At 68.3% G+C, this 5209-nt stretch carries 6 protein-coding genes; 2 read left to right on the top strand and 4 right to left on the bottom strand.

Annotated elements, in window-relative coordinates:
- A partial coding sequence (locus ACIQ6O_RS12520) for a tRNA (cytidine(34)-2'-O)-methyltransferase (RefSeq protein WP_396208128.1) occupies positions 1-420 on the bottom strand: 420 nt, incomplete at its 3' end.
- Between the two features lie 22 nt (positions 421-442).
- Between ACIQ6O_RS12520 and ACIQ6O_RS12515 the strand changes: the two genes are divergently transcribed.
- Positions 443-850 (top strand): thiol-disulfide oxidoreductase DCC family protein, encoded by a 408-nt coding sequence (locus ACIQ6O_RS12515; protein WP_396208127.1) that lies wholly within the window; start codon positions 443-445, stop codon positions 848-850.
- Between the two features lie 223 nt (positions 851-1073).
- Here ACIQ6O_RS12515 and ACIQ6O_RS12510 read toward each other — a convergent pair whose 3' ends face one another.
- Entirely contained in the window at positions 1074-2552 is a 1479-nt protein-coding gene (locus ACIQ6O_RS12510; protein WP_396208126.1) for a pyridoxal phosphate-dependent decarboxylase family protein, read from the bottom strand.
- Between the two features lie 62 nt (positions 2553-2614).
- Positions 2615-3658: a hypothetical protein gene (locus ACIQ6O_RS12505; RefSeq protein WP_396208125.1), complete on the bottom strand. Its 1044-nt coding sequence runs from the start codon at positions 3656-3658 to the stop codon at positions 2615-2617.
- A gap of 102 nt (positions 3659-3760) precedes the next feature.
- Between ACIQ6O_RS12505 and ACIQ6O_RS12500 the strand changes: the two genes are divergently transcribed.
- The gene (locus ACIQ6O_RS12500; RefSeq protein WP_396208124.1) at positions 3761-4942 is read left to right on the top strand and encodes a mannose-1-phosphate guanylyltransferase; all 1182 of its coding nucleotides are present in this window, start codon (positions 3761-3763) and stop codon (positions 4940-4942) included.
- Between the two features lie 18 nt (positions 4943-4960).
- Here ACIQ6O_RS12500 and ACIQ6O_RS12495 read toward each other — a convergent pair.
- Positions 4961-5209: enoyl-CoA hydratase-related protein (locus tag ACIQ6O_RS12495; RefSeq protein WP_396208123.1), on the bottom strand; the 249-nt coding region annotated here is incomplete at its 5' end.

The raw sequence follows: 5209 nt of genomic DNA, 5'->3' as shown, positions 1-5209 counted from the left end.
ATTGAGCGAGCGGATGTGTTCGGAGTGCATGGGCATGGTCACGAAGCGGTCGGCATACCGTTCATGCAATGCCGGCGGCAGCCCGGCGGTCTCCCGCCCGAACACGAGCACCGCCCCCTCGCTGTGGCCCATCGGCGCATCCCAGTACGGCTGCCGGCCCTTGGTCGAGAAAAACCACGGCACGCCGAGCGACGGCAGAACCTCCTCGAAGGCCTCCCACTGCGGCCACACGCGGAGGTCCACATGCTCCCAGTAATCCAGCCCGGCCCGCTTCACCTCGCGCTCACCAAGCGAGAAGCCCAGCGGCTCGATGAGGTGCAGAGTGGCGCCCGTGGCGAGACAGGTGCGCCCCGCGTTGCCGGTGTTCCAGTGGATCTCCGGATGCACGAGCACCACGTGCAGCGATGACGAGTTCGGCATCCGGGAATGGTACATTCCCATCATGTCCCGCGGCCACACTTCGCCCCCGTATACGATCGTGTGCTTCGACGGCGTCTGCGGCCTGTGCAACGGGTTCGTGGATTTCCTCGTGCAGCATGACCGCGCACGGGCGCTGCGCTACGCGCCGCTACAGGGCGCCACCGCCGCACGAGTCGAGGGGCTGCCGCGCGATCTCGATTCCGTCGTCGTGGTGGACGGCGGCCGCGTACTCGTGAAATCCGATGCCGCGCTCACCGCGCTCTCACGACTCGGCGGCGTGTGGCGACTCTCCGCCGTGGCGCGCGTGATACCGCGCGCGCTGCGCGACCGCGTATACGACCTGATCGCGCGGAATCGGTACCGGTGGTTCGGGAAGCACGAGGCGTGCCGCATACCGACGGCAGACGAAGCGGCGTGGTTCCTACCCTGAGCGCTGAGATCTGAGCACTCAGCGGGAGACTTCAGGACGAGTACGAGAAGTGCGCCCGGATAGAAGCGAGAGGCCAGCGGTCTCGAGGTGAGAAGCGATGGGGTGCTTCCCTGACTTCTCACCTCGAAAATGCTGGCCTCTCGCTTCTATTCAAGCTCATCTCTCCTTCTGTCCGCTCACCCCTCGCGGCTCACATCTCGTCTCTGACGACGAAGGCATCCCCTCACCGGTGATGCTTGAGCACGTAGGCCGCTTCCGCTTCCAGCCCCGATACCAGCGCCGCGATGTGCGTCTCGTCGGTACGCGCGTTCATCACCGTGATGCGCAGCACGCGACGCCCGTCGAGCGTCGTCGCCGTGATCCACCCACGCCCACTGCGGTTGTAGCGCTCGCGCAGGGCATTCGTGAGGGCGTCACGTTCATCGAGCGGCGCGCCCGGCGGATTCCACGCGAAGCACAGGATGTTGCTCTCCGGCTCGTGCAGGGCCGTGAATTCCGCGTGCCCCTGCAGGCGCTCGTACAGCCCCCGCGCCATGTGGCACAGCCGTTCGTACAGCGCGGCCAGCGCGTCGGCCCCGTAGCGCTCGAACGCCACCCACAGCTTGAGCACATCGGCGCGTCGTGAGCACTGGAAGCTGCGGGGCCCCATGTCCCACGCGCGCGCGTCCTCGTTGGGATTGAAGAGGTACGGCGCCTTCTGGGCAAAGGCCGCCTCCAGATCGTGTTCCTCGCGCATGAGCAGGAGCCCGGCCGCGAGCGGCAGCAGCAACGTCTTGTGCGGATCCCACGCCACCGATCGGGCGCGCGCCAGTCCGCGTACCCGATGGGCGTGGGCCGGCGACAGCATCGCCGCGCCGCCGTGCGCCGCGTCCACGTGCAGCCACAACGGATCGCCGGGTGCGCCGAACTCCTCGCACGCATCGGCCACGGCCTCGAGATCGTCGAAGGTGCCCGTGGCGGTGCAGCCGGCCGTTGCGACGACCGCCATGACCTTCGTGCCTCGCTGCCTGAGGTCGGCGAGCCGTTCACGGAGGGCCGGAACGCTGAGGCGATGCGCATGACTCGGCACGACCACCACGTGCTGCAGGCCGAGTCCCATCTCGCCGGCCGCTCGCGACACGGCATAATGCGCATGCTCACCGCACACGAGCACCGGTGGATGGGCGCCCACACCACGGGTCCACACATCGGGCATGGCGCGACTGCGCGCGGCCAGCAGGGCCGTGAACGTGGCCTCCGTACCGCCACTCGTCATCGTGCCGCCCGCTCGGCTATCCCACCCGACCAGATCGGTCATCCACTCGATCACCTGATGCTCGAGCGGGGTGAACGACGGCGACATCTCGCGCACAGCCATGCTCTGGTTGAGCGCGCTGATGAGCGCATCGGTCCAGACGGCCGCGGGCAGCGGCGCCGAGACCTGGTGGCCGATGTACATCGGATGTGCCAGGCGGTTCACATCCTCGAGCAGCAGCGACGAGAGCCGACGCGCCACATCGCTCAGCGGCCGCGACCGGCGCGGCAGCCTCTCGCTCAGGCGATCGGCGATGACCTCGGCGCTATGCCACGTGGACACGGGCCCCTCACCCGTTCGCGTGCGTGTGAGATACTCGGCGGCAAGCGCGAGGATGGGCTGCGCCGCCTCGAGCGTGGTATCCGCTTCGAGAAGCGCGAGGGCGTCGAGCGCGAGAGCGTCGGTCATGGCTACAAGCTGACGTCCGGGACCGGCGCTGTCACGGGGCGGACCGCGGACGCGGTCCCACCCTACTGTGGAATCAGTCGATAATGATGCGGGTCCCAGCGCCAGTGGCGCGACGACGTGTTGTACACCCCACCGATCCACCGGTCGATCCCGTTCATCTTCACGAAGTCGGCCCGGTCGCGCACCATCTCCTGCCCCAGCGGGGTGAGCTGTACCTGGCGCTCCCAGAACGCCTTGCCGTCGGTGTCGCGCAACGGCGCGATCACGCGCGAGCCGTTCACATGCACCACGAGCGGATGCGCGCAGTCACTGAGGCGCTGCACGTACCACGCGAAGCTCCAGTCCCCCAGCCACACCCACGATTCCGCACTCTGGTGGGCGGTGAACAACTTCGCGAGGGTGAGCGGGCCGGGCGCGAGCGCCTCGCACAGCTGCCGCTCGCTGCGCGACAGGCCGGCCTGGGTGTCGGGGTATTCCTCGAGCTGCCGACGCAGCGCCGGCGCGAGATGCGGCAACCGTTCGGCATCGTCGTAGGCGTACGCCCGGGCGCGCACCTCGCGATCGACGCGGTCAGTCACGGCGAGCAGTGCGTCCGGGGCATCTGCCGTAAACGCATCCCACGCCGCCGTCCCGATGGCGAAATCGCTGTCGGTGATCGTACGGCGTGTGTCGTAGAGCGGCACGAACTTCTCGGGCTTGAGCGGCCCGAGGAAGCAGTCGGCCGGCACGATCGTGACCGTGGGGCGCGCCGTCGCGTCGCGGTGCGCGAGTCGCGCCAGCACCTGGATGAGCTGCAGCTGGTCGAACAGATCCGGTTCGAACCACAGGACGAGCTCGTCATCGGGACCGATACTGTCCAACCGCGCATCGCGCTCAGTGAAGTCGGCGATGGCAGCCGACTGGCTCTGCCAGCCACGGCTCGCGAGAAACTCGCCTCGCACCCGTCGAAACGCGGTCAGATCCCGATCCGACGGCACCGGCCCGTCGTGAAGCAGGTCCCGCCACGACAGGATGTCGCCGGGCAGCCCCGATCGGGCCAGTGCAGTCGCGGCGTGATCGCCGTTGGTGAGGTGCAGTGTCAGCATGAATTGACGTAAGTTCTTCATATCTTGCGCCTCCCGGGTCCGAACCGCTAGTCGCGGCGGCGCAAGTCCGATCCTTTTCCGGGCGTCCACGCACGGTTTTTCCAACGACACACCCACCGACCGATGTCCGAGACCCGCGTCGTCAGTCCAACTGCTCCGTCGACGGTCACAGCCGATCCGGCCATCATGGCCGGCACGCTGGAAGAGGTGGAGATGGAGGCGCTGCTCGACACCGGCACCGCGATGTGGGCCGTGGTATTCGCCGGGGGTATCGGCACCCGGTTCTGGCCACTCAGCACCCCGCGGCGCCCCAAGCAGGTGCTCGCGCTGGTGAATGAACGGCCGCTCATCGCCGATACCGTCGCGCGGCTCTCACCGCTCGTTCCGGCCGATCGGGTGCTCGTCGTGACGAGCGCCGACATCGCGGACACGCTGCACGACGCGATTCCCGAAGTCCCGCGCGCCAACCTGCTCATCGAACCGCGCCCACTCGGCACCGCTGCCGCGCTCGCGTGGGGCGCGCAGGAAGTGTCGCGCCGCGCCGGTCCCGACACGGTGTTCGTCGCGCTGCACGCCGATCTCGCGGTGGGCTACCCCGACGTGCTGCGCGATGCCCTGCGCCGCGCCGCCGCCGTGGCGTCAGCCGACCGCCTCATGGTAGCGCTTGGCGCCAAGCCCACGCGGGCCGAGACAGGCTTCGGCTACCTGCAACCGGGTACGCCCCTCGACCCGCTGGTGTCGCGCGCCGAGGGCGGTGCGTGCCGCGTCGAACACTTCGTCGAGAAGCCCACCCCGGCCATCGCCGATGTACTCATCGAACGCGGCGCCCTCTGGAACACCGGCATCTTCGTGTGGCGCGCGCGCGTGGTCCTCGACGAACTCGAGCAGTACACCGCCGAACTCCAGTTCGGATTGCCCAAGCTCGCCAGCGATGAAATGGCGCAGTTCGCCGAACTCGTGTCGAGCGTGTCCATCGATCGCGGCCTGCTCGAGCGCTCCCCCAACGTGGTCGTGCTCCCGGTCGAGATGGAGTGGGACGACGTGGGCACGTGGGCCTCGCTGCGCCGCGTGCGTGAGCTCGACGATACCGGCAACGGGGTGATGGGCGAGGTGCACTGCGTCGATTGCAGCGGCAACGTGATTCACGCCGACGGCTGCTGCGTCGTGGCCTACGGCATCAGCGGCATGATCGTGGTCAGCATCGATGGCCTCACGTTCGTCACCACGCAGGACCGCGCCACCGAACTCGGGCCGCTGCTCAACGCACTCCCGGGCAGCCTGCGCTTCAATCCGGGTCGACACTGATCGGTGAGGGGCAGCCCGCTACTCGCCCCGAAAATCCGGCACGCGCTTTTCGCGGAACGCCGTCATCGCCTCACGCACGTCGGCACTCGCGAAGCACGTCTTGATATGCGTGAGCTCCTCGCGCAGCTGCTGATCGAGTGAGGCCTCGCTGCTGCCCAGCAGCAATCGCTTGCTGAGCGCCAGCGCGATCGGCGGCCCGGCCGCCACGCGCGCCGCATACGCGGCCACATCGGCGACAAACGTATCGGCCTCCCACACGTGACTCAC

The organism is Gemmatimonas sp., assembly GCF_044345575.1.
Taxonomy (GTDB): domain Bacteria; phylum Gemmatimonadota; class Gemmatimonadetes; order Gemmatimonadales; family Gemmatimonadaceae; genus Gemmatimonas.
Note: the sequence above shows the minus strand (reverse complement) of the source record. Positions and strands in the feature narration are given on the sequence as shown.

What these genes read in the sequence shown, in the direction of transcription:
- ACIQ6O_RS12500 (WP_396208124.1), top strand. Translation starts at nt 3,761, where the DNA reads ATGTCCGAGACCCGCGTCGTCAGTCCAACTGCTCCGTCGACGGTCACA.
- ACIQ6O_RS12510 (WP_396208126.1), bottom strand. Translation starts at nt 2,552, where the DNA reads ATGACCGACGCTCTCGCGCTCGACGCCCTCGCGCTTCTCGAAGCGGAT.
- ACIQ6O_RS12515 (WP_396208127.1), top strand. Translation starts at nt 443, where the DNA reads ATGTCCCGCGGCCACACTTCGCCCCCGTATACGATCGTGTGCTTCGAC.
- ACIQ6O_RS12505 (WP_396208125.1), bottom strand. Translation starts at nt 3,658, where the DNA reads ATGAAGAACTTACGTCAATTCATGCTGACACTGCACCTCACCAACGGC.